Origin of the sequence: Microbacterium sp. MMO-35 (assembly GCF_037147555.1) — a bacterium.
In the GTDB taxonomy this organism is placed as follows: domain Bacteria; phylum Actinomycetota; class Actinomycetes; order Actinomycetales; family Microbacteriaceae; genus Microbacterium.
Window position 1 is genome coordinate 1 of the sequence record NZ_JBBCVH010000010.1, and the last position, 22,726, is coordinate 22,726.

General features: G+C 65.3%; 22 protein-coding genes. 21 read left to right on the forward strand and 1 reads right to left on the reverse strand.

Going from position 1 to position 22,726, the window contains the following annotated elements:
- Window positions 1-119: 119 nt before the first annotated feature.
- From WFJ01_RS16430 to WFJ01_RS16440, 3 genes are read left to right on the forward strand one after another with little or no spacing between them, the layout of a single operon-like run.
- The gene (locus WFJ01_RS16430) at window positions 120-728 is read left to right on the forward strand and encodes a hypothetical protein (RefSeq protein ID WP_336629678.1); all 609 of its coding nucleotides are present in this window, start codon (window positions 120-122) and stop codon (window positions 726-728) included.
- Between the two features lie 12 nt (window positions 729-740).
- A complete protein-coding gene (locus WFJ01_RS16435; protein WP_336629679.1) occupies window positions 741-3,662 on the forward strand; it encodes a hypothetical protein in 2,922 nt (973 codons plus the stop codon).
- Window positions 3,662-4,255, forward strand: a complete 594-nt coding sequence (locus WFJ01_RS16440) for an A24 family peptidase (protein ID WP_336629783.1) — start codon at window positions 3,662-3,664, stop codon at window positions 4,253-4,255. The genes WFJ01_RS16435 and WFJ01_RS16440 overlap by 1 nt, the downstream gene beginning before the upstream one ends.
- 12 nt (window positions 4,256-4,267) lie before the next feature.
- Here WFJ01_RS16440 and WFJ01_RS16445 read toward each other — a convergent pair whose 3' ends face one another.
- Entirely contained in the window at window positions 4,268-4,597 is a 330-nt protein-coding gene (locus tag WFJ01_RS16445) for an ArsR family transcriptional regulator (RefSeq protein WP_336629680.1), read from the reverse strand.
- 186 nt (window positions 4,598-4,783) lie between these two features.
- Here WFJ01_RS16445 and WFJ01_RS16450 point away from each other — a divergent pair, with 186 nt between their 5' ends.
- The 18 genes from WFJ01_RS16450 (at window position 4,784) to WFJ01_RS16535 (ending at window position 22,661) form a co-directional block, all read left to right on the forward strand.
- Window positions 4,784-5,503 (forward strand): zinc ribbon domain-containing protein, encoded by a 720-nt coding sequence (locus tag WFJ01_RS16450; RefSeq protein ID WP_336629681.1) that lies wholly within the window; start codon window positions 4,784-4,786, stop codon window positions 5,501-5,503.
- A 12-nt stretch (window positions 5,504-5,515) separates the two neighbouring features.
- Window positions 5,516-6,079, forward strand: a complete 564-nt coding sequence (locus WFJ01_RS16455; RefSeq protein WP_336629682.1) for a hypothetical protein — start codon at window positions 5,516-5,518, stop codon at window positions 6,077-6,079.
- 116 nt (window positions 6,080-6,195) lie between these two features.
- Window positions 6,196-6,588 carry a DUF6668 family protein gene (locus tag WFJ01_RS16460; protein ID WP_336629683.1) on the forward strand — a complete coding sequence of 131 codons (393 nt, stop codon included), beginning with the start codon at window positions 6,196-6,198 and terminating at the stop codon, window positions 6,586-6,588.
- Window positions 6,589-6,607: 19 nt separating this feature from the next.
- Complete coding sequence (locus WFJ01_RS16465) at window positions 6,608-7,183, forward strand: hypothetical protein (protein ID WP_336629684.1); 576 nt, start codon at window positions 6,608-6,610, stop codon at window positions 7,181-7,183.
- A gap of 15 nt (window positions 7,184-7,198) precedes the next feature.
- On the forward strand, window positions 7,199-7,975 hold the full coding sequence (locus WFJ01_RS16470) for a hypothetical protein (protein WP_336629685.1): 777 nt from the start codon (window positions 7,199-7,201) through the stop codon (window positions 7,973-7,975).
- Window positions 7,972-9,441, forward strand: a complete 1,470-nt coding sequence (locus tag WFJ01_RS16475; RefSeq protein ID WP_336629686.1) for a hypothetical protein — start codon at window positions 7,972-7,974, stop codon at window positions 9,439-9,441. The genes WFJ01_RS16470 and WFJ01_RS16475 overlap by 4 nt, the downstream gene beginning before the upstream one ends.
- Complete coding sequence (locus tag WFJ01_RS16480) at window positions 9,434-10,924, forward strand: SCO6880 family protein (RefSeq protein ID WP_336629687.1); 1,491 nt, start codon at window positions 9,434-9,436, stop codon at window positions 10,922-10,924. Before WFJ01_RS16475 ends, WFJ01_RS16480 begins: the two co-directional genes overlap by 8 nt.
- 8 nt (window positions 10,925-10,932) lie before the next feature.
- A complete protein-coding gene (locus WFJ01_RS16485) occupies window positions 10,933-11,217 on the forward strand; it encodes a hypothetical protein (RefSeq protein ID WP_336629688.1) in 285 nt (94 codons plus the stop codon).
- A complete protein-coding gene (locus tag WFJ01_RS16490; protein ID WP_336629689.1) occupies window positions 11,217-11,468 on the forward strand; it encodes a hypothetical protein in 252 nt (83 codons plus the stop codon). The genes WFJ01_RS16485 and WFJ01_RS16490 overlap by 1 nt, the downstream gene beginning before the upstream one ends.
- A gap of 53 nt (window positions 11,469-11,521) precedes the next feature.
- Entirely contained in the window at window positions 11,522-13,150 is a 1,629-nt protein-coding gene (locus tag WFJ01_RS16495) for a hypothetical protein (RefSeq protein ID WP_336629690.1), read from the forward strand.
- A complete protein-coding gene (locus tag WFJ01_RS16500) occupies window positions 13,147-14,841 on the forward strand; it encodes a type IV secretory system conjugative DNA transfer family protein (RefSeq protein WP_336629691.1) in 1,695 nt (564 codons plus the stop codon). Before WFJ01_RS16495 ends, WFJ01_RS16500 begins: the two co-directional genes overlap by 4 nt.
- Complete coding sequence (locus tag WFJ01_RS16505) at window positions 14,838-15,560, forward strand: hypothetical protein (protein ID WP_336629692.1); 723 nt, start codon at window positions 14,838-14,840, stop codon at window positions 15,558-15,560. The genes WFJ01_RS16500 and WFJ01_RS16505 overlap by 4 nt, the downstream gene beginning before the upstream one ends.
- Before the next feature lie 324 nt (window positions 15,561-15,884).
- Entirely contained in the window at window positions 15,885-16,487 is a 603-nt protein-coding gene (locus WFJ01_RS16510) for a hypothetical protein (protein ID WP_336629693.1), read from the forward strand.
- Between the two features lie 50 nt (window positions 16,488-16,537).
- Complete coding sequence (locus tag WFJ01_RS16515; RefSeq protein WP_336629694.1) at window positions 16,538-17,779, forward strand: hypothetical protein; 1,242 nt, start codon at window positions 16,538-16,540, stop codon at window positions 17,777-17,779.
- Window positions 17,766-18,629 (forward strand): DNA adenine methylase, encoded by an 864-nt coding sequence (locus WFJ01_RS16520; RefSeq protein ID WP_336629695.1) that lies wholly within the window; start codon window positions 17,766-17,768, stop codon window positions 18,627-18,629. Before WFJ01_RS16515 ends, WFJ01_RS16520 begins: the two co-directional genes overlap by 14 nt.
- Window positions 18,630-18,685: 56 nt before the next feature.
- Window positions 18,686-19,891 (forward strand): metallophosphoesterase family protein, encoded by a 1,206-nt coding sequence (locus WFJ01_RS16525; protein ID WP_336629696.1) that lies wholly within the window; start codon window positions 18,686-18,688, stop codon window positions 19,889-19,891.
- Window positions 19,888-21,735, forward strand: coding sequence for an ORC-CDC6 family AAA ATPase (locus WFJ01_RS16530; RefSeq protein WP_336629697.1), 1,848 nt, complete (start codon window positions 19,888-19,890; stop codon window positions 21,733-21,735). Before WFJ01_RS16525 ends, WFJ01_RS16530 begins: the two co-directional genes overlap by 4 nt.
- Complete coding sequence (locus WFJ01_RS16535) at window positions 21,732-22,661, forward strand: hypothetical protein (RefSeq protein WP_336629698.1); 930 nt, start codon at window positions 21,732-21,734, stop codon at window positions 22,659-22,661. Before WFJ01_RS16530 ends, WFJ01_RS16535 begins: the two co-directional genes overlap by 4 nt.
- Window positions 22,662-22,726: the final 65 nt, after the last annotated feature.

Genomic DNA, 22,726 nt, shown 5'->3' on the forward strand with positions numbered 1-22,726 from the left:
CTCCTCCGGCGAATACCGACGCGTCGTCGGCTTCCCTGATGTCTGCTCTTTCGGCATAACCCCATCCTCGTTTCCAAGGTCAGGAGTCTCCAACAAACTCAGGGCGCTTCACAGTGCCGGTGGGCTCCTGCTTCGGGCTCTCGCAGTGGCTCGACGCGCCGCCCCCGGGCATTCAGCAGTACACGCCCGCGCAGGCCGCGGGAAAGCTCGCGAAGACGTTCGTGCTGACTGCGATTGACATTGGCATGGCGCCCGAGGAGAAGGTGCATACCGACGACCCGGCCGGGACGGCAGCGTACCGGCGTACCTGGGTGGGGATCCCCGTCTGGCTGTGGGTCAACAATCCGACGTCGAGTTCGTGGGGCCCGGAATCGAAGACGGCGACCCTGGGCGGGGTCACAGTGACGGCGACGGCAAAGGTGCAGTCGCTTACCTGGAACTCGGGTGATGGGCAGAACGTCACGTGCGGCGCGGGCACGCCGTTCAATGCCGCGGCCTACACCAACACGGCCGCCGTCGACTCGCCGACCTGCGGACTTCGCTACCAGCGCACCTCGAAGGGCGGCGCGTTTACGGTCACCGCCACCACGAACTGGGTCGTCGAGTGGAGCGGCGACGGTCAGACCGGCAACATCCAGATGCCCACGACGTCGACGTCAACAACCCTCCGGGTTGGCGAACTCCAGTCGGTGAACGTCGTTACCCCCGCTGGTGACACCACCCACTAAGAGAGGCTGCGCATGAACAAGCTGTTCAAAGGGCTCGGCGCCCTCCTCGTAGTTGCAGCGATTCTCGTCGGTCTGCCCCTGGTGCTGATCTACTTCGCCGGGAACCCGCTTCCCACCGCCGATCAGTGGCCCGCGATCGTCACGCTCGTTCCCGATTACGGCAACCAAATCCTCTTCACGAAGGTGCTCCCCCTCATCGCCTGGGCGCTCTGGGCCTCTTTCGCTGGGCCGTTCCTGGTGGAACTGTACGCGTCGATGCGGGGCATCAAGACCCGCAAGCGCATCGGAGCATTCCGCTACCAGCAGAAGTACGCCGCGGGCCTCATCGGCGCCGTCGCCCTCACCTTCGCCGGCCTCGGTGGCCTCAGCGGCGCGGCGCCGGCGAACGCGGTCACGGTGCAGTCCTTCTCGGTGGGTTCGGTCCCAGCGCCGTCGGCGGTGCAGGGTCCGGCCCTGCAGACGCCAGTGCGACAACAGGTCACGTTCACGGTGCACGACGAGCCGGTAACCGTACAGGAGGGCGACACCCTCTTCGGGATATCCGAGCGCATCACTGGGGATGGCAACAACTACCCGGAGATCGTAGAGGCGACCCAGGGTGTGCAGCCGGACGGCCAGGTGCTCACCGATCCGGATCTGATTCAGCCTGGCTGGGTAGTGAATGTGCCCGTGCCGGACCCAGTCGTGCCTGCCCCGGCTTCCGCAACTCGGCCTGCAGCTTCACTGGCCCCAACCTCCTCTGGGGGTGTCGACGCGCCTACCACTCCCTATGCGGGCACCGTTGACGCGGGATCTGGTGGCGCTGCCGACGGCTCCGCGACGGTGTCCGCTCCTAACGTTGCAGAGCCGACGAGCGCCCCTCGGCAGGCGTCCGCGGCCGAGCCGAAAGATCCGACGCCCGTCCCCGTCGAGGAATCCTCGGTGGAGTTCCCCCTGATGACCGCTGGCGGGATTGGTGGCATTCTGGCTGCGGGTCTCCTGAGCGCGCTGGGCGGTCTTCGACTGCAGCAGCGTCGTCGTCGTCGCAAGGGCGAGCGGATTGCGCTCCCGCAGCGGGGCGCGGAGAACCTCGAACTTACGATGCGGATGGTGGAAGACCCGACTGGTGTCGAGGAGATCGACGCTGCTCTTCGTACGCTGCAGGCGTGGGCGGAGGACTCCGGTAGCCCTCTGCCGGAGCTTCTCGCGGTTCGGGTCTCGGCTGACCAGATCGCGTTCTACCTGGCGACTCCGTCGACGCTCCCCGCACCGTTCGAGTCCGTTTTCGACGATGAGACGGTGTGGACGGTCCGCACGGGCACCGTGCGTGCTCCGGAGCGGGCGACGGTCTCGCCGTATCCGGCCCTCGCGACGATCGGCGCGGACACTCAGGGAGGGCTTCTCCTATTGGACCTGGAGCAGATCGGATCGCTGAACGTGACGGGCGACGAGAAGATCGCTCGAGGGATGCTCAACGCTCTCGCTGGTGAGTTCGCGAGGAACCCCTGGTCCGACAACATCCGGGTCACGCTCGTCGGCATGGAGTGGAACCTGCCGCCAGGCTTGGATCGGTACCGGTTCCGTCAGGTTCAGGACGTCCCGGCGCTGGTGCGCAACCTCCGCGCGGATCTTGAGGACCGCCGGGAGGCCTTGGACTCCTATGGAGTCAGTGGCGTCTTGGAAGCGCGATCGCGCGCGACCGAGCTGGAGAGCTGGGCCCCGCACGTGGTCATCATGGCCGAGATGCCCCTCGGTTCCATTCGTCAGGAACTTTCCGAACTGGTCACCCGGATGCCGCGTCTCGGCATCGCGACGATCACGCAGGGTGGCGAACTCATCGCTGGTGCGACGATTCAGGTCGCGTCAGACATGTCCGCGGAGTACCGCTCCGGGGGAGTCGTGCCGCCGCTCCCGTTCCGGCCCCAGATCATTGCTGGCGATGAACTGGCGCTGCTGCTTGACCTGTTCGCCACCACACAGCAGCCGGCGCAGCTCGCAGATCTCCCGCTCGAGCACGCGATCGCAGCCGGGCAGATGTCCCGCGACGGCGACGAAGGGGCAACCCTCGCCGCGGAGCCAGCGGACGAGATCGAGGCTCCCGCTGGGGTGCCAGCGCAGACAGTGACCTCGGATGAGATGGCGGATTCTGGCGAAACGCCGGTGCCCACAGTGGACGATGAGATCACGGGTGAGGGTGCGGCTGAGACCGTTCCCGTGCCTGATTGGCCGGTCCCGTACGTGCGGGTTCTCGGCCCGGTCGATGTCCTCAACGTGGATGGGAAGCTTCCCGGCCGCGGCGCTGAATTCCTGTCCTTCCTACTGCTGCAGGGCTCGCCCATGGTGCCCGGGGCTCTGCTGCAGAAGAAGCTGTGGCCGGACACGTTCTCGACGGACAACAACAACGCCCGTCAGTTGGCTGCTCAAGTGCGGGTCGCTCTGGGCAACGCCCCGGATGGGAGCCCGCTGCTTCCCGAAGGGCGGAGCTCCGGCGGGTTCCCGAAGCCGCAGGCCGGTATGGACTGGTTGGACTTCTGCCGGCTCATTGGCCCTGACCTCAGCATGACCCCGAACGATGATTTGATCAGCGCGATCCGCCTGGTGCGTGGGCAGCCGTTCGACGGGGTTTCCCGCCGTAAGGGGTGGTGGACTTGGCGGTCCGTGCTTGAAGAGACCATGCGCGCCGCGATCCTCGATGCTGCCGACGAGCTCACGCATCGCGCGTTGCAGACCGGCAAGTTCAGCAACGCCCGCCTCGGAGCTCGCATCGCCCAGTCGGCAGATCCGCTCAACGAGGCTGGATGGCGGTTGGAGATCGAGACGGCGATGTCCGCCGGCGACATCCACGCGTTCAATGAGATCGTCGACGCGATGTTCGAGGTCATCGGAGTCGACGTCGACGCGGATGAAGAGACCCAGCTGCTCATCGACGAAGCCCGTTCCAGACTGCTTGGTTGATGATCGGCATGCACACGTCCACCGTCGCCCTCGAGAGCGCCCCCTCCCCCAGGGTCTTTTGGGGGCGGCCGTGGATTCCTTCGTTCACCGCGGCAACGCTCGGCGTCGTGCTTGTCGTGCTCGAGCGCGCGATCGGAGCGCTCGGGTATCAGTGGGCGGTCGTCACCGCGGTGGCGGTGCTGGCCATGTGGCTGGCATGGATCGATGAGCGCACATTCACGCTGCCGAATCGATGGGTCGGCGCTCTGGCGGCGTTCGGGTGCGTGCAGGTCGTTGGCTCAGCATTCGCTCCCGCCAGCACAGGTCCAGCGCTCGGTGCCGTCGGCGCGGCCGTGATCGTGACGGTGATCTACGTGGGCCTGGGCTTTGCAGGGGCAGTTGGTTTTGGCGACGTGAAGTTCGCTGCGGCGCTCACGCTCGCGGTGGGGAGCGTGGCTGGGCTGATCGCCGTCTATCTCGCTCAGCTGGCGTTTGCGGTCAGCGCGGTGCGGATCATGGCGCGCAAGGCCCGTGGAGCGGATCCGCGGCACCCCCACGGAACCTCGCTGGCTGTCGCTGGCATCAGCGTTCTGCTGTTCGCCGCGACCATCTGAAGTGGTGCAGTCTTACGGATTCCCGCTGTCGCTGCGAAGGTATCCTGCGAGTAGATCGAAGGCTTGAGTGAAGCTCGCCTCGTCGATCCAGTAGCGGACGGTGCGTCGCGCCCGGTCTCCGTCGACATCCGTGCGGAGAAACCCCGTCCCTTCCAGTACCGGCAGGGTCTTGCGAAGCGCGTCTCGGTCGATGTCGGTGCCGTTGATGATCTCGCCCGCGGTCGAGCCGGGGTGAGCGCGTAGGAATCGGACGATCTCAGCGCGACCATGCGGGGCGATCGCGCGGATCGCGTGCACCACGACGTCGGGCATGTCCTTGGGAGGCTTGCGCTCGCGTGGCATCTCCCCATTCTGCCGCGACCCAATGAGGTGATCGACCTCTCATACGCCCGTCTCCTCCTCAATGCTCCGCCAACTCATCATCCGGACGAGTCGCTCTCGATCGTGGGTGTCGGTTCCGGCGGTCTTCAGGCGCCCCTTGTAGGTGAAGGCGCCGATCGAGTCCCGGCGAACGAAGGAGCGTGTGAGATGGCCCACGACATCATGGTGGAGGAGTCGGGAGTGGTCCTGGTCGACGGCGCTCCCGAGGATCGTGCGACCGCGCTGCGCAGGTTCGCGGCAGAGGCCGATCAGCACGGGGTGCCGATCCTGGTCGTGGTCACAGAGTCGAAGGGGGACGGGCCTCGCCTGTTCCCTGTCGACGGACACGGCGCGATGACGCCAGTGGACGCGCAGAAGCCCTTCGCTCCGTCGGACCAGCTCACGTCGGTGCTCGACCCGGTACGCGCACGGGTGGCGGAGGGGCGAACGGCGACGAATCGCGCCGCGGTGACGGCAACCTGCCCGCATTGCGCGTCCTTGATGCCGGCAGGTTTGCGCGCTTGCGGCGAATGCGGGTTGCCGCTGACACCCGGGGGGCATGCCGAACGGCCGTCTCGTGCGTCGGCGCCCCTCGGCGTCCAGCATCTTCTTGCCGATGTCATGGGCACCGATGCGCCCGAGGAACCGCATCCAGAGCTCGTCGGCAGCCGCCCGCTGTGGTCGTCGCTGCGGGATCGGCTGCCGCTTGCCGGCAAGCCGGTCAGCTATCTCGTCGTGACGGCGATCGCCGCCGTGGTCGTCGTGTTCTTCGTCCTGGCGGTGGTTCTCGGCATCACGAACGCTTTGCATCCGGCGGCCGCGGGCGATGTCCCGAGCGTGCCGGTGGCCGCGTCGGTCGGCCCGTCTTCTACCTCGTTCTTGAGCTGAAAGGGATTCCTCATGAACTCGATCACCAGGCTTCGTGGCACGTCGGCTGCTGCAGGCGCCGCTGCGTGGGACCAGGTCCGGGGTGTGCGGGCCGCGATGACCGGATCACCCTGGCACCAGGTGTTCACGCCGAACGCTCCGATCCCGTCATGGCTGAGGGAGCTCGCCGACGGTCACGCAGATGGCTATGTCGGCCCGGACCCCGTCCTGTTCCGCACGGCGGGCCTCGTACGGGAGTGGTTCGCCGTGGTCGAGCAGCATCCAGATTCGCTCGAAGTGACGTGCGCGCACAGGATCACATCGGCGTTCTCGCTGCGGGTCGCCGCAGAGATGCTCGCCGCGGCGGGCGCCGAGGTGGATGCCGACGTGTACGTGTGGGCCGCAGACGATTCAGGCAAGTTCTCGGCCCGCATCCACCGGCTGTTCGGCGTGCTCCCCGATCAGTTTCCAGTCGTGTCCCTGCTCGAGGAGCTGGAGGGACTCTCCGCACGGTTCGTGATCGCAGGCCAGCCCACCCGCCACAGCACCACAATCCAGGTTGTTCCTCGCCTGGTGAGCCTCGAGGCGGTGGCCTGATGTTCGCGCCTCGCGACGCGGTGATGCCGCAGGCAGGATTCGTCTGCTACCGGTGCAGGCACAAGCTCTCCCCAGCGGAGCGGGCGTTCTGCGGTGAGTGCGCGTCACCGATCCCCGTGCTCATCCCTGCCCACTCCGGCTGCGGAGCCAGCACCCTTGCCGCGGCGACCGGCTTCCGCGATGGGAACGAGTCGCCGTATGCGTCCGACCATGAGCGGGCGTTGCGGTTGCTGGTGGCCCGCACGCATCACGCCGGGCTAGAGGCAGCCCGGCGTGAACTGGCCCGGCGGAGGTCCAGCGGCCACGTCGCGCGGCTGCTGCTCGTACCGGATGCGCCCGGGAAGCTCCCCAAACCGCTCGCCGATGAGGTCCTGATCATCGCAGGACCCACGCCGTCGTCGCGGATCCCGTGGGTGGAGGCATGGCGCTGGGCGCCCGGTGCCGTCACCGAGACCTTCACGAAGTTCTTCCCCACGCTCGCCGCTCAGCTGACGGCCGACCACTCCTGACACCTCTGAAGGGCACGCAATGAACCTCGTCACCCACACCACGGGCGCCGACCCTTCGTTTTCGTTTCTCCAGGCGATCACGCCCAAGGGAATCCCCGGCGTCGACACCGCGATGAACCTGATCATCGGTTGGACACTCTGGGGCGTTTCCGTCCTCTCCCTTGTCGGCCTCCTGGTGCTGTTCGCGACCGGGTTCGAGGCGTACCGGCACAACCAGGGTGAAGCGTTCATGGAGAAGGCCAAGGCGTGGGTCATCGCCGCGGCGGTCGGCGCTTACGCGAAAGACATCGTCAAGATCTTCTTCCCGGCGTTCACGAACAGCACCATCGCTGTGGCCATCCCCGGGATGGATGGGCCGGTCAAGGACATCATCGGCAACATCGTCTGGGCGATTCAGTGGATCGCCTTCATCGCGCTGCTGTTCCTTGCCGTCAGCGGATTCATCGCGTTCAAGAACGACGGGGTGCAGGAGTTCATCAGCAAGTTCTTCTGGTGGATCGTCGCCGCCCTGGGGACCTCCCTGGCCACCAACATCGCCGGCGCGTTCTTCCCCGCGGTGCTCACGATGTTCCCCACCGCGACACCGACACCCTGATCTGGAGCGTTCACGATGGCAAAGCAGAAGCAGCATGAGCCAGGGAGCCGGCCCTGGCGTGATGTCTCGGTGTTCGCCGGAGGTCCCGGTCAGAAGTGGACCGGGTGGGCCTCCGGGATCCTCCTCGTCCTCGTCCTGGGCTCCAGTGTGTTCATCCTCCTGCCGAAGACCTGGATGAGCCCGGGGCAGGCCCCCGTGTCCACGTCGAGCTCACCGCCGACAACCAAGCCCACGTCGACCGCGGCTTGCCCGTACTCGCCGTCGAACCCCTCCGATCAGGCTGCACCGCCGGATCTGTCGTGGACCGTGGCGTACGGCAACAGCTGGCCGACCAGCGCGTCCAAGGGACCGATGAAGACCGTCGAGGGGGTCGCGCAGTGCTTCGCACACTCCCCGGCAGGCGCCGCCATGGCCGCAGTAGGGGCAACCCAGGCTGTCCGCGCAGCCGATACCGCAACCGCGCAGAAGATCCTCGGATCCCGGTATGTGCAGAACGAAGGCCTACTTAAGGCTTCGGCGGGCATCGCGAAGACCTATGCCGCACAGCCCCCGCAGAGCCGGCAGTGGGCCCGCACGATGGGCTTCAAGGTGCTGTCTTACACCGACGCGCAGGCGCAGATCTTGCTGGTGGAGAACTGGCCGCAGCGTGGCCAGTACACCGGGTTCACCGTCACGCTCCGGTGGGTCGATGCGGATTGGAAGATCGCGCTCGAACCGACCGGGCAGCTTTCCAGCATGCCGGACATCACCGTCGATCCGAACGGGTTCACTCCCTGGGAGGCGGCCGGATGATCGTCGATCTTGTCGCATCCGCGGCAGCGGCAGCGGCAGGCCGCTGCAACTGGTGGGACCCTATCTGCGTCAACACGGCCATCATCGATGGCGCGATCAAGACTGTCGCCGACGAGACGGCCGCGCACTGGGCGAGCGTGTTCATGAACGGGTGGGCGCAGCTCGAGATGATGTTCTTCGCCTCGTGGGTGGCGATCCCGCTGCTGGCAAGCCTCACGGATCCGAATGGTGTGGTGCGGTGGCTTCAGGACTCGCTGGCCCAGGTCACCTGGTTCTTCGCCATCCTCGGAGCGCTGATCAGCGCGGGGTGGACGTTCTTCAAGCTGCGTGCCGAGAAGATCCGGCAGATGACCGTGCGTATGGCGGTGCTGTTGCTGATCAGCACGAGCGGAGGCTTGATCGTCGCCGCCCTCGACCAGTTGGCGCATCTGCTCGCAATCGGGCTGTTGACCATGGTGGGCGTCAATGCAGGGACCACGTTGGCCACCAACACGGTCCTCGCGATCTCGCCCGCCCTGCCGCTGGTGATCGGCGCGATCGCCACACTCGGGCTGCTGATCCAGTACACGATCATGATCGGGCGCGGTCCTCTCGTGATGGTGCTCGTGGGGCTGTGGCCTCTGTCCGCTGCTGCAGCGACGCTCGGGGTGAAGAAGGGCACCGACTCCTTCGACAAGATCACGTCCTGGCTGCTGGCGTTCGTCATCTACCCGTTCCCCGCGGCGGTTGTGTACGCCGCGGCGTTCAAGCTCAAGTCCGGGTCCGACGGGTTGGGCGGGATCTTGTATGGGTTCGCTCTGGAGATGATGGCGCTGTTCGTCCTCCCCGCGGTCATGCGGATCATCGCCCCGCAGGTACAGGCTCTCGGCAGGGCCTACGGTGGCGAGGTCGCGCTCAAGACCGCGGCCGCGATCGCTGAGACGGCCGTCGCCGTCGGCGCCGCCGTGGTCACGGCCGGCGCGGCTGCCGGCCTGCTGGGCGCGAAGCTCGGCACCACCGTCGGCTCCAAGGCCACCGAGGCTGCTGCACAGCAGGCCGGCCAGCAGGCCGCCAAGAACGTGGGCCGTGGCGGTGGTGCCGGCCCCGACGCGGGAGGAGCGGCTCAGGGTGGCGGTGAGAACCGTCCTCCCAGCTCACCACCCGCGGAAAGCGGGGGCGGCGCGTCGACGGTGGACGCGGGCAATGGTGGGCCCGCAGCACCACCGGCACCGGCACCGGATGTTCAGACTCCGCCTGCGACGCCGGGGCCGAACCGTCCCGCACCCCACCCCTCTAGAACCCCTCCGGCCAGGCGCCCGGCGCCGACACCGCAGCGGGCTACCTCGGATCGGCAGGACGCCGCAACGATGACACGGCGCATGCAGGCGGCCGCGCAGGCCGCGCAGGTGACCAGCGCGAGCGCGAACCGGGCTACCCGTCAGGCGCTTGAGGACATCGACGAGACCATCGGAGGAAAGCATGACTGAGGAGCGGATCACCTACGGCAACTGGTTCGAGAAGAAGAGTCCCGGGATCTCGATCCTCACGCTGCCGGGCACGCTGATCCTGGGGGCCGGGATCGCGATCATCGTTTTCATGGTCAGCAAGGTAGACAACGGCTGGGTCACCGCGGGGAGCGTGACCGCCCTGGTGTTCGCCGAGTTCTTCTACGGCTGGGAGTACGACGGCAAGACGATGGCCCGCCGCATCGCTGAGAAGCGTGAGATCAGGAAGCGGACCCGCAACGGCGAGTCCGACTACATCACTGGTGCCATGTCGAACCTCGCGAACAACGAAGGTGGACACCCGTTGCCGGGGATCCTCGCTCAGACGAAACTGCTGCGCGGGGTCGACGGCTACGGCAACGCGTTCGACGCGATCCACTTCCCGTCCAAGAACCTGTTCGCTGTCTCATTCCGGTGTGAGCCCGACGGGCATGGGATGGAGGACCAGGACCTCATCGACATGATGGTCGCCAAGTACGGCGCGTGGATCGCAACCTTGTCTGTCGAAGAGGGCGTCATCGGCGCGTCGGTCATCATCGACTCGGCACCGGGCACCGGGGTTGAGCTCGGCGAGAGCGTGCGAGGGGAGCGGGACCCGGACGCGCCGCCTGCGGCGTCTCGCATCATGGATGCTCTGGTCACCGACCTCCCGAACCACTCGTCCGACATCACCGGATATGTGACGGTGGTCTGGAAGCAGGCCGCGATGGCGAGCTCCGCGGGCAACGCGGCAGACGCGGTGGTTGAGATCGCGAAGAGGCTCCCGTCCCATGCCGCCGCATTGAGTGCCGGCGGTGCCGGCGATCCAGTGCCGATGACCGAACCCGACCTGGTGGAGGTCGCCCAGGTCGCCTACGACCCGGAGACGGCGATCGCTTTCGACCTGCTGCGTGCACGGGACCAGGCTGTGGAGCTCGATTGGGCGGCGGCAGGCCCCTCGTTCCTCGCGGAGCGGCGAGGGTGTCTGCTGCTGCCGGGTGGAGCGGCCGAGACCGTCGAGATGCGGCGCCCTCCCCGGGGCGTCGTTTTCGACAACCACCTGCTGCGCATGCTGCAGCCCAACGGCGCCTTCCTGCGTAAGCGGGTCGCGATCTTCTACCAGGCGGTGCCGGCGGACAAGGCACAGACGCAGGCGGAGAACGCCGTCCGCGCCGAGGACTTCGTGGCGGGGCAGAAGAAGGGCCGCCGGACCGCGACGACCCGCCGCGGGATCCGTGTCGCGGAGAAGCTGGACGCCGAGATCGCCGAGGGCGCATCGCTCGTCCCGTTCGCGATGCTCATGACCGGCACCTACGACGACGACCCCGAATCCAGCCGGCGTGCGCGCAACACTCTGCTGTCGCTGATGACCTCCTCGCGGATGAAGGTGCGCCGCTCGAAGGGCCTGCAGGCCGCGCTGTTCCACATGACCCTCCCGTTCGGGCTCATCCCGTGGGAGTTCGCCGACAACCCCTTCAAGAAGTAGGAGAGACCATGCAGAAGCACACCACGACCGTGGTCACGTTCGACCCGAAGGCTGCCTGGACTGAGTACTCGATCACGCGCGGCGGGGACCTTCTCGCCGGCGTTGTGGTCGAGGAGTACTGGTCGACGTCGACCGCGTGCGGCCGGCCGCGACAGGCGCACGTCGACGTGCGGGGGATGCGCGTCAACAGGTTCAACACTCACTCGGGAGCGTCGGTCTTCAACCCGCCCCGGGCGCAGCGGGTCGAGGACTTCCGCACGCCGGCCGAGATCGTCTTCGGCAGGGGGCGGTGATGACCGTGGGAAAGATCCGGTTGCCTCACAACCCCTGGGCATCCGCGGCGCTGCTGGCGTTGCTGTTCGCCGTTGTCACGATGACCACCGGGCTGGGGCTGCTGGGGACTCCCACCCGTGATGGCGTGATCTTTCAAGCCGGCATGCTCGCCGTTGAGGTGATCTTCGGATGCGTTTTCGTTGCCCTCTGGGCACTGGATGACCTCCGCGCGGCCAGGGCCCGTCGGGCAGAGCAGGGGCAGCGATCGTGATGGGGAGGTCGTCGCAGCTGCGTCGCCGGCAGGACCGCGCCTACGCGCAGGCGTTGAAGCGCGCGGAGCGGCGTGATCGGCGGAGCAACCGCGGCGCGCTGACCCCGGAGGCGGTGGCGTACGCGCGCCGGAACCGTCCGGCGTTCACGAAGCCGAAGCCGCTGATGCCCCGCGGTTATGTGGGTGAGTACGGCGGCAAGTGGGGTCTGATGCCGCAACTGGCGACGTGGGTCTCTTCGTCGGTGCAGGTTCCCGGGTTGCATCCGTTCGCGATCGGCTCGGCCCGGCCCGCACTCGGGGTCCCGCTGGGCCCGGACCTCACGAACTGGTCACTGGTGTACTGCGATCCGATCACGTGGTTCCTGGCCGGGCTGATCTCGAACCCATCGGCGATGGTGTTCGGCATCCCCGGGATGGGCAAGTCATCGCTCGTGACGAGGTGGATTGCGGGGCTCTGCGATCGCGGCTATCCGCCTCTCGTGTTCGGCGATATCAAGGGAGAGCACTCTCCTCTGATCCGTGAGCTCGGCGGCGACGTGATCGAGATCGCCCCTGGCCTGCACACGATCAACCCGCTCGATCTTGGCGCTCTGCTCGACGCTGCCCAGCGCATCGTCGCCGTCGATTGGGTCCCGGACCCCAATCACCCGGATGGCGGCAAGACCGGGGAACAGGTGGCCGCAGAGCTGCGCGATCTTGCTCTGCAGCAGGCATCGACGCTCATCATCGGGCTTGCGCGCCTGGTTCGCGGGGCCGCTCTGGCCGATTTCGAGGAGACGCTGATCGCCGTAGCCACGCGGCTCGTGCATGATCGGACGGACGCGCCGATCCTCAGCGATCTGATCGACCTGCTTGAGGAAGGCGCGCTCGACGAGGGAACCGCGATCGAGGAGCTGATGGCGGCCTCGGTGTCCTATTCGAGGACCGACTACCGCAAGGCGGTGCGTCGCCTGCTGCAGACGCTGCGGTCGATCGTCCAGGGCCCCATGGGCGTCATCTTCAACGGCCCCACGACGGTTCAGATCCGGGTCGACAACCCGGGCGGCATGTCGGTGGATTTGTCTAAGATGCGCCGCGCGGACAAGAAGGTGCTCGCCGCGGTGATGATCGCGACGTGGGCGCATGGCTTCTCCGCCATCGACGCACAGTGGGAGCTCGCCATGGCGGGCCTGGCCGAATTCCGGAACCCTTTCGTTGTCGGCGATGAGCTGTGGAAGCCGATGAGCCTTGCCCCGGGCATGGCGGGCCTGATCGACCAGCTGTCGCGCACGAACCGCACGGAGGGCATCGGCCAGGTGTGGGTGACGCACTCCCCGAAGGATGCGGAGAAGCTGCCCACGCACGAGGACCGGGAAACGGCCCTGGGCCTGGCGGAGAACGCCGGCATGGTCGTGATGTTCGGGCTGGCGAAGAACGCGGTCGACGCGCTCGATGAGACGACCGTGTCGATGAACGCCGAGGAGCGGCGCTGCGTCGCCTCCTGGCGGAGCCCTCGGTCGTTCCGAGCGCGTCGGGCCCCGAACGGGCGCCCCAAGCCTCCGCCCGGTGCAGGTAAGGCGCTGATCAAGGTGCAGGGCGCCACGGGCATCGCAGTACAGGTCGTCCTCGTCGACGAGGAGATGCGCCTGCACGACACCAACGAGCGGTGGGGCCGACGGGGCCTTCGCCGGAGAGGACGATGATGGCTCATCACTTCATGCGGTACGTGCTGGCGGCCGCGGCGGTCGTGTTCATGTTGTGGATCGGGATCCCGCTCGCCGTGCACCTGGGCGCGCTGTTCACGCCCACCGGGGTGTGGGACTACCCGTGGACGCTGCCGGAGCTGCTCACGCGAGTGCTGCAGCGGACCCCGATGCCCGCCTCGACCGTGTTCTGCGCGTTCGGGATCCTGGTCATCCTGGCGGCCCTGATCTGGGGAGTCACGTCGGGCAACCTGGGATGGCAGAACAATGGTCGCGCGACGATTCTCCGGTTGAAGCTGATCGTGGCGTGGAAGTCGCGGCCGCGGCGATCGCCATTGACCGCGCGCGCCGCTGAGCCGCTCGGACGCATCGGCTGGTTCGGGTTCTTCGGGATCCGCTGGTTCACGGACATGCTCGAGGAGACCCGCGTCCTGATCGCCCCGTCCGGTGCTGGAAAGACCGTGCGCCTGGTCGTTCGGCTGATCCTCCGGGCACGCGGGGCGATCGTGGCGACGTCGACGAAACCGGATGTGCTGCAGCTGACCGCCTGGCTTCGCATGGTGCGTCACCCGTTCGCCCGGGTGATGGTCTTCGACCCGGAGGGCCTGGTGTCGTGGATGGGGGAGCGGCGCGTGAAGTGGAACATCGTCGCCGGCTGCCAGGACGGGCAGATGGCGATGAAGCGGGCCGCCGCAATCGTTGCCGCTCGGCCCATCGACGGCACGCAGTCGTCGAACTCGGGATTCTTCACTCAGGCCGTCACCATCGTCCTGCAGTGCATGCTGCACGCGGCCGCGATCGACGGTCGAACGATGCGTGACGTCATGCGCTGGATGGGCGACTTCGAAGACGACACCCCGTACAACATCCTCCGCGAGCGGCCCGGCGCGATCCGCCACTGGGAGCAGCTGCTCACGAAGTACTGCCGGGGAAAGGCCGATGAGACGGTGAGCAGCACGGATATGTCGGCCAGCGGCATCCTCAACGCGTTCTCGATCGAAGCGATTCTCGATGCCGTCTGCCCCCGCGACGACGACCGGGTGATCGATGCGAGCGGTCATCACCGCACTCGCGACAGCCTCTACCTGATCTGCAAGGGGGAAGATTCACCGGCGGCGAGCGTCTTCACCGCGCTGGTCGAGTCCTTGTACCTGATGGCCTCGGATGACATCACCCGCAACGGGCTGTGCGTCCCGCCCCTCGAGCTGGTGCTCGACGAGGCGATGAACGTCTGCTCCATCCCCTCCTTGCCGCGAGTGATGTCCACGGGGCGTGGCGAGGGGATCGTTCCGACCGTCATCGCCCAGGACTACCAGCAGATCGTGGACCGGTACGGCGAGTCGGCCGCCACGACGATCGTGAACAACGCCACGGAGTTGCTCGTCATGGGTGGGCTGAAGGACGCCGACTACCTGCAGAAGATCGCCGTCCTCGCCGGCTCCCTGGACCACCTGGGCCGAGGGTTTGCGAAGCAGGTTCTCGCTCCGGAGCGGATCCGCACGCTGTGGGACGGGCGGGCGCTGTTCTTCTACCGGAACCAGCCGCCGGCTGTGATTACCCTCGTTCCCTGGTGGAGGAGCCGTCAGAAGAGCGAGTACAAGGCGTCCCTCGCCTGGGCGAAGACCGAGCGAGACCGCTACGCCGCCGGTGAGCAGTTCACCGGGCGGGTCGAAGAGGAAGCTGCAGCATGAGCCACGAAGACGACGAGCCGTACTGGTCGAGCACCCCGCCGGAAGATCCCGGGTCATATCCCGACTGGGCCCACGGCGATGAGGAGACGCCGCCGCCCGCCGGTGCGTCGACAGAGGATCAGGACGTCCTCGAGCAGATCCTCGAGATGCTGACACAGGTCTCCGCTACCCAGCAGTCTCAGCAGCAAGGCCTGAACGCGCTCAATGAAGCGGTGCAGAATCAGCAGTCCGCGATCGAGGCGCAGCAGAAGGAGATGGAGGACCTCCAGGCCTCTCTCGCCGCAGCGTCTGATGGCCCGTTCGCCTGGGCGGAGCTTCGCGGCCTGGAACGGGAGATGCTGTGGCGCCGGCTCTACGACTGGGTGACTTGGCTGGAAGACCGGTACCTGCGGAACCTGTCTGTCTCAAGGCAGGGCATCCCGGCCCTCCACGCGGACTGGTACCGGCACCCCGTCGCCGTGGAGATGCTCACCGCCCTGATGGTCGCGCATTTCGCCGCCTACCGCGAGAGAGCGGCGCCGCCTTCGTTCGCGCTGGTCGATTGGCATGAGCGGGCGCTCTGGCCGACGCTTGCGCGGATGGAAGCTCTCGGCCTGTTCAAGCGTGAGGACGAGGAGAAGGACTGGGACGGGCCCGAACCACGCAACACACGCCGCGACAGCGATCGCTTCTACGGGTGGCTCAACGATGACATCCAGGCCCACCCGGAGGAGAAGTAGCTGCTCTGGCTGCGAAAGCATCCATGCGACGTGCCCGCCGCGGATTTTCGATGGCCGAGCCGAGTCGACGGAGGACCCGCTCAGAATCGATCCAGGAACTCGGGCGATCTGGGCGGAGCACCGTGCGGATCAGGGGGAGATCAATCGGCCGCGGCGCGAGATATCGTTGAGCTCCGCGATGCGCGGCCCTCTATCCCACCTCCGCAGCATTCCGCGGCTTTCCGCTGCAGGGTGGCGCGCTGGCCCCGATCGCTGCACCGCAGTCTCAGCACTGACCGGACCCGCCTCTCGCCCTGGACACTGGCTTCGAGGCAATCTAGTGCCATGAGCGACAGTCTTGACATTCCCCGGCGACTTATGGCCCCATCGCTCGGGTTCGTCTCAGAGTTGATCTCCGGTGTGAGCGTAGTTTTGCGGCACGTCACGGCACTCGTCGCGTGGATGACGCTTGGAACTCTCGCAGTTCTGATCACCTGGCTGCTCCTCTTCGAGCTCGGCCCCGCTCATCCTTTCCTCAACATCGACCGCTCGGGGGCTCTGAGCGTCGCAATCTCAGTCGTCTTCGTTGCTCTGCTCGCGTCACTGGTTGCGAAGTGGCGCCCGTCAGTCGCCCGTGGGATGGCGATGATCACCGCCGGATGGGCTTGGGCCGTTGCCGCGCTCTGGGACTTTTCCACCCCTGCAGCTGCAGAGGAGTCCGCGTATCTGACGATGGGCCTCATCGTCATTGCGGTTTTCTTCGTCGGTGTCTTCCGGCCTGCGGCGGCGGACGTCGGACAGCGGATGCGCGAAGAACGCGAGGAGCAACAGCTGGTCACGCTCCGGCGAATTATCCGGGAGGAGCTCCGCGGGGCAGGTCTCGCGCAGGGCCGGGGCCCGCGCTCGGACTCACCTGATCTCGGTCCGCGAAAGGACGATGCACGATGAGAGATGGCGAACCTCCGCTTCCGGCTGGCTGGGAAGCAGCGCGTCAGCTCGTGGACCGTTTCCCGGGCTACGCGCAACGCTCCGCAGGGCCGAGCCGGCCACTTTTCTGGACGGGAGTCAGCGCGGGTCTCATCGGAATCGTCGGTACCCTGATCGCCGGACAGAGCACGAAAGTCCTCGGGCTCTGGGGGCTCCCGCTGATCTATGTGACCTTGGCAACGACGGTCGGTGGCCTGTTTCTTCATCTGTGGGCTGCACCCGTGTATGCTGTCAGGTTCGCCAAGGTGATCCGCGTCACCAGCGCCGGGTTGCGCCGGACTCTGCTGTGGATGTCCTGCACGATCTCGCTGTCGGTTCTTCTGTTCCTTGTCGGGACGGCAGCGTCTCCGCTCGGCAAGTCCGGCCTCCTCACGATGTTGGGCTATGCGGGTATCAGCATGTACTTCGCGGGAGTTGCAGTCGCCGAGGGCGCCCCTGCGATATCCGCGTACACCCGGGCCTACGGATATCGCGGTCGCCGATGGGCGCTTCTGGTTGCTGCGCTGGGCGTGTGCACGATCGCCGCGGTCGTTGGCGCCATCGCCGCGCGCTTTCTCAACGCTCAGGCGGTCTGGCCAGCCATCACTCTTGCGGTGCTCGGCATCGTCGTCACCGTCTTCGTACAGCAGCAGCGAGAATTGCATGACGCGATCGCTGGTCTCGGGTTCGCGCTCGCCGATCTCTATGCCTCCCTTACCTCTGCTGACCGGAATGATGACAAGCTCCGAACCGCGGCGATGAAGGTCGAATCAGCGATCACTCCCCGCGCCAGTGGACCTCTCTCGATCACGCCATTGCCTCTCGTTGACGAAGAGCTGCGCACGGTCATGTACTTTCTGCTTGAGGTCGTTGCAGGGCTCCCGATCCGAGTCGTCCCCCAGGCGCAGGCCCAATTCGTCCTGGAGCAGTTGTGTGGCGAGGAGGCGCTCCGTACCGACGCCGACGTGCTCTTGGCCGAGTTATGTTGGGAGATTCGTCGGCGCCTGTTCCGTTCGCCTGCATCGCTCGCAAAGCTCGATGCCGCGGCGTTTGTCCACACCCAGTATCCGCGGATCGTAGCGAAATTGGCGGGTGCTTCCGTTGAGGCACCCCCTCGTGAAACGATCACGGCCCCGAACCTGAACGATAAGGGGTCGGAGGTGCAGGTCGATGCACATTCTCAGATCGCAGCCTCCGCGGACACAGGTCGCCCTGTCCTAGGATCGAGGCAAGTAGCCGGCGTTCGCACGGCGACCGCCAATGCCGAGGGCTGATCAGCTGAGCGAGGAACATTTGTCAGTTGAAGAGCCTAACCGGGACGCGAACCTCCGCGTTCGTCCTTTCCTTCGCTGGGCTGGGTCGAAGAGATTGGTGGTTCCTCAGATCCGGGATATGCTCCCCTCTGACTTCGGAACGTACTACGAGCCTTTCCTCGGCGCCGGATCCCTCTACCTCGCGCTTCAACCGAAGGATGCCCACCTCGGCGACGCGCTCGAGCCTCTGGTGGTCACATGGCAGGCGATCAGGGATGTCCCCGAAGATGTCTTGGGTTCGTTGCAGGAGTGGTCCTTCGGCAAGGAGACCTACGATTGGCTCAAACGTCAGAAGTTCACCACTGCAGCAAGCCGCGCAGCTCAGTTTCTCTACCTGAATCGCGGCGCGTACGGCGGACTCTGGCGGGTCAATCGTGCCGGCGAATTCAATGTCCCCTGGTCAGCGCCCAAGACTCCTAGCCCAACCGATGAGGAGAACATCCGCGCGGTTTCGAAGGTGCTCAGCGGCGGTACGCACCTGCACTGCGCCGGGTTCGCTGAGACGGTTGCAAGTGCTCGTCAGGGCGACCTCGTGTTCATGGATCCGCCTTACTCGAAGGGACGACCCGAGCGTCCGTTCATCCACTACAACGAGAAGCTCTTCGACTGGGACCAGCAGGTGCTACTCGCCGCAGAGGCCGAACGTCTGCGTAAACTCGGCGCCACAGTATTGGTGACGAATTCCACACATCCTGACATCAAGGAGCTGTACCCCAACTTCGAAACCCAGGATCTGAAGCGGCACAGCTCGTTGGGATCCGCACCCACACGGAGCATGCACTTGATCGAGCGCGTGTTCATATCTCAGTAGCGCCGAGCCGGACGAAGCGCCAGAGCGAGTCTGCGCGGCGCCGCTAGCATGGGCTCGTGTCCGCGCCTTTCCGTACGCTGGTGCTATCGGACCTCCACGCTATTCAGGATCTACAGCGTGCGAGGACCAGCGCCTCGATGAACTATGCCTTGTCTGCAGGCCCCAGGGGCATGCTCGCCCTGACACGGGATGCCGTACGTCGTCAATTCCCTGATGGGATCGGTCTCGTTCTCTGCGCTGGCGATATGACAGACAAGGCCGATGGAGGTCCGCTCACCCAAGTTTGGGACGACCTCAACTGGCTCGCCAACGAGCTCAGCGCACCGCTGGTCGCGACGTCAGGCAACCATGACTACGACTCGCGGGCGGCTGTGGACGTACTCCCATTCAAGAGTCTGCAATCGCTGGAGCCCCCGTTCCCATTCGGGACGGATGCCGATCGAGATCGCTATTTCTCGCGGCAGCACGCAGTCTTCCACAACTCAGACGTCGTCGTAGTGTCGGCCAACTCGGCGGCTCATCACGGCTACTCCAAAGATGGCGAACCGGAGCACAATTTCGGGCACTACGACGATGCACTGGCCGAAAGCATCAAGAAGTCTCTTCTCGAGATCGGTGACCTTCCTCCGGTACGAGTGTTCCTTACTCATCACCATCTGAACCAGCTACCCGACTTCGACACTGAGGAACGCAGCTCGTCGATCGGCCATGAGAACGTCATCCGTTGCCTTGGCGAATACGGCGATTGGTTGATCGTGCACGGTCACAAGCATCGCGGCTGGATCCAGTACGCCAGCGGCTCTGGGGACTCCCCGCCACTGTTCTCGTCCTCGTCCTACTCCGCAGATTTCGGAGGCGGTCCGTTCGCAGAGAAGGTACGCCATCAGTTTCACGTGATCGAGTTCGCATCCTCCCAGGCCGACGGGCTTACCGGGGCGCACGGCACGGTGACCACCTGGACTCACAGCCCGATCGGATGGGAAATCTCGGGCGCTGACGAAGACCTGCCCGGCAACACCGGATTCGGTTGGAAGACGAGCATTTCGGGATTGGCCGCTCGCCTTCGGGAGGCCACGACCTCACGACTTGTTCTGACGAGAGATGACATCAGCGCATTGGAACCGCGCCTGCGATTTCTCACATTCGACGACCTCCGGCGCCTCGTCCGGGTTCTGGCGTCGGGCACGCCCAAGGTTCTAGCAGTGCTGTCTTCCGACGGCGCACTTGCGGAACTATCCGCCGCTAGGGAGACACAGGCATGACTTCCGCATACGTCGAGGAGCTCGACGCCCCGTATCCGGTCTTCTCCTACAACGCGACGAAGCTGTCGCCTAGGGAGGTCGCGAGCTCATTCGTTCCTCCTCCTGCCTTTCAGACTTTGCGCGATGCGCGAAACGCGATCCTCGTGGGTCCTCGTGGGAGCGGGAAGACGACGCTGCTGAAGATGCTGACGCCCGACGCGTTATCCGCCTGGAGTGGCGCCGATGCCGAACTCGCTCGCCAGCGCGTACAGGATGTCGGTGTGTTCGTTGGGACGGATGCGATGTGGTCGGAGCAGCTTCGGGCAGGCGACCGCGCGCAAGGCGAAGCATTCGGTGCCGCCGCCTATGCGCTCCACATCGCAAAGTCCCTCGTATCGACCCTGCTATTTCGATTGGGGCGTGCCGAATCAGCCACGCACGACACCAATCGGCATCTCCGGCTCACGCTTGAGCCAGCATCCGAGGCTCTGATCGCCGACCGGATCGCCTCACTTTTTAAGTTGAGGACGCAATCCGCCTCACTGCTCCGGCTTCGCTACGACATCGGCGACCGTCTCAACGAGCTCGGCACCTACCGGTATCGCGCTCTCGACGGCAAGCAACTCCCTGACTGGGCGTTCCTCAATCCTCTGCACGCGGTGGCCGAGATCACCCAGATGACCAACGAGGTGGCAAAGGACATCGACCGTCAATGGACACTGCTCTTCGACGAGCTCGAGCTGGCCCCCGAAGGCATCGTCAGCGATATTCTGCGCCGCCTCCGCGGCCAGGAACCAACACTCATCTTCAAGTTGTCCCTCGCCCCGATACTCCGCTCCACTGATCTCCTTGTGGGCGAGCGAGGTGCGATCCACGGTCAGGATGTGGAGTTCATCCCGCTCACGACACCAGAGCGATCCGACGCATTCGTGGGAGAGCTCTTCAAGATGCAGCGCGAAGCGGTCGGAGTGCCTTCGGCGGTCACACCTGAGGTCGCCCTTGGCGAGAGCGTTTTCGACTCATCAGACTCTCCCAGGGGAGGCCGGCGCAGGTTCGATCCATATAGGAAGGGCGGGCGCGTATGGCAATCCATGGAACGCCTGCAGCGCATCGATCCCACCTTCGCGAACTATCTTCGGACCAATCAGATCGATCTGAACGAAATGGATGGCTTGACGGCCAATCGTAGGGCTTCAACCGTACGAAAGATTCGCAACATCGCGATCGTCCGCTCGCACTTCCTCAACGGAGCACGCAGAGACACTCAGGCCACGCGGGAGCTGTACACAGGTGAGGCGACCATGCTGGCCATACCAGACGGAAATCCCCGGATGTCGACCATCTTGGTTCGCGAACTCATGACCAATATCGAAACCAGCGACCAGCTCCCGCTCAAGCGCGGTACGCAGGCAGCGGCGATCGAAGTGACTACCAACCGCTTCATGGCTCTCCTGCATGCCCAGACCGGCATCCGAGACGGGAGCCGAGCAGTCACGCTGGTTGGCCTGCTGGATGCGATTGGAGAGGCATTGCACGAGCGCTTGGTCCGTCAGAAGTTCAGCTCGGATGTGCCGGCCGGCTTCTTCGTCGATCAGGCCGTTCCAGAGAAGTATCTTTCCCTCCTCAAGCAAGCGGTGAACACAGGCGCCATCGTGCACATCCCTCGAGACAACTCCACCGCGCCCGTCGCCTCCGACGCCCGCGGACGGCATTACCGGCTCTCCTACCTTCTTGCGCCTCGATACGGACTCCCGGTGCGTCAGGGGAAGACTGTCTCGCTATCGAACCTCCTCGAAGGCAACTTGGTCAAACCCCGCCCGCATGCCACAGGCCAGCCGACACTTGACTTGGACGAACTCCGATGACGACAAGCCTCTCCTACGCACCTTTCTTGCCTGAGGGATCCTTCTCGTCGGATCTGCTCATCGCGACCTGCGGGTATGAGAAGCGCTCACGATACGTCGCAGAATCGGGAGACGTTATTGCCCACCGGGTGATCGCCTACACCTACCCCCACAACCACGTTCTTCACTACGCAGACAATCTTGAGCACTTCGAGTCCTTGGGTGTCGTGCAGCATCTGGAGTCCAACGACGGTTTCCGAGAAGCTTTGGTTAATGACCTGGCGGAACTCCTCGACAGCAAAGAGCGACCGCACGTCGCCGTAGACATCTCGTCTTTCTGTCGTGAGCGGCTGTCGATCATCGTGCGAACTCTGGCACAGCTGGGCGCGTCTTCGACGATCGATGTGACTTTCCTCTATGCGCTCGCTACCTTCGATTCACATCCGGCGTCGACGCATGCAACAGTGATGATCAATGCACCGCTGTATGGGTTCGAAGGGTGGACCGCTGATCCGTCAAAGCCGGTGGCCTGTGTGATCGGGCTCGGATTCGAAGACCAGGTCGCCTTGGCGGCCCTCGAGACACTCGAGCCTCTTCACACCTTCGCGTTCGTCGCGAACAACGCCGACGAGCGGTTCGACCATCGAGTCCGTGAGGACAACGGCACACTGATCCACTCGAAGGAGGTGACTGAACTCGAGTACGAACTCCGATCGCCGTTCGATACGCTCCACACGATCGAGAGCCTCGTGCACACGATGAGATCGGCCCATCGCCTTGCATTCATTCCACTCGGACCGAAGCCGTTCGCACTACTGTCGTTGCTCATTGCGCAGTCCTATGAGGACGAGATAGCGGTGTGGCGAGTCTCCTCCGGCGAGGGCGATCCTCAAGACCGCGAAGCCAATGGAAGCATCACAGGGTTACAGGTGACGTTCTCCAGCTAGTCAGTTCGCAATCTGCGAGCGGCGATCACGAATCGGTGGACCGACGCGACGCGGGTTGCTGCTTC